At 48.6% G+C, this 1,188-nt stretch carries 1 protein-coding gene; it reads left to right on the forward strand.

Annotated features, from left to right (window positions below; all coding sequences use genetic code 11):
- Nucleotides 1-103: 103 nt before the first annotated feature.
- Nucleotides 104-1,164 (forward strand): ISKra4 family transposase gene (locus F6K51_RS37755; protein WP_293031417.1). Its coding sequence is split into 2 segments (ribosomal slippage): nucleotides 104-260 and nucleotides 260-1,164, totalling 1,062 coding nucleotides; the frame shifts between segments, so codons are not numbered across the junction.
- Nucleotides 1,165-1,188 lie beyond the last annotated feature (24 nt).

The following is a 1,188-nucleotide window of genomic DNA, read 5'->3' on the forward strand; positions in this document are numbered from 1 at the left end:
GGGTGCATCCCGATTTTGCAGTGAGCATAAATACTCAAGTTCGGTTTTGAGCAATCAGAGCTAAGCTTTGAGAAGTTGACCTATAATCAGGTGAGTTCTGCGAATGGATGCTGACAAACATGCCCAAATCAAAGCCCACGCTCAAGCAATTGCCGCTTTGCTCTATGAAGAAACAGACCCCCAACAGGTTCAAACCCTCGCAGGCATAGAAGAAGCAGTTCGTGATCACATTCTCGAGTATGTCAGCCCAGAAATGGGAAATTTTTTATCCAAACCAGCAGCGGTACCTGCGCTGGACGCAAACGCAGTATCGACAGCATCCTCGGCAGATTGAGTGTCAGTGAGAAACAAGCTCAGAAACTTGATGTCAAACCCTACACAAGATGGAGTCCGTACCTTGAGAAGTGTTGTCTTCTGTTGAGCGCCAACGGGTCTTACGAGCGCGCCGCTTTTGACATCAAGGTGTTGACGGGTATGGCGGTTTCCCACAGCACTCAGCAACGTCTAGTTCATCGTCAAAACTTTGAATTGCCCCAAATAGAGCAACCAGTTGAAGAGCTGAGCGTAGATGGTGGAAAAGTTCGTTTACGCACCCCCAAAGGTGAGCCTTGTGTGTGGCGTGATTACAAAGGTGTGAATCTCCATGAACGTGTTGTGGGTGCTTTCTTTCACGAGAATGAAAGCTTAGTCAATTGGGTTAATCACCAGCCATTGGCAACCCCACTCACTTGTTTGGGGGATGGTCATGATGGCATTTGGAATATTTTTGCCGAGATTGGCAGGGACTCCCAGAGATGTGAGATTCTAGATTGGTATCACCTGATCGAGAACCTGGGTAAGGTCGGTGGCTCCCAACAGCGGCTGGATGCAGTGGAAGCTTGCTTGTGGAAAGGGGATGTCGATGGTGCGATTAAACAGTTCTTTGATTGGCAACACCAGCGGGTCAGCAACTTTATTGACTACCTCAACAAGCATCGGCATCGGATTGTCAACTATGGCTACTATCAAGCCGAGGGCATTTCCATTGGCTCAGGAGCAATCGAATCAACCGTCAAGCAATTGGGTCGGCGTATCAAGATTTCGGGGGCTCAGTGGGATGAGAGTAACGTCCCACAAGTCTTGAAGCATCGGTGTGCCTACCTCAACGGGCAATTTTCAACTTGAGTCTTACAAAACTGAGATGCACTC

Origin of the sequence: Moorena sp. SIO3I8, from assembly GCF_010692325.1 — a bacterium.
GTDB lineage: Bacteria > Cyanobacteriota > Cyanobacteriia > Cyanobacteriales > Coleofasciculaceae > Moorena.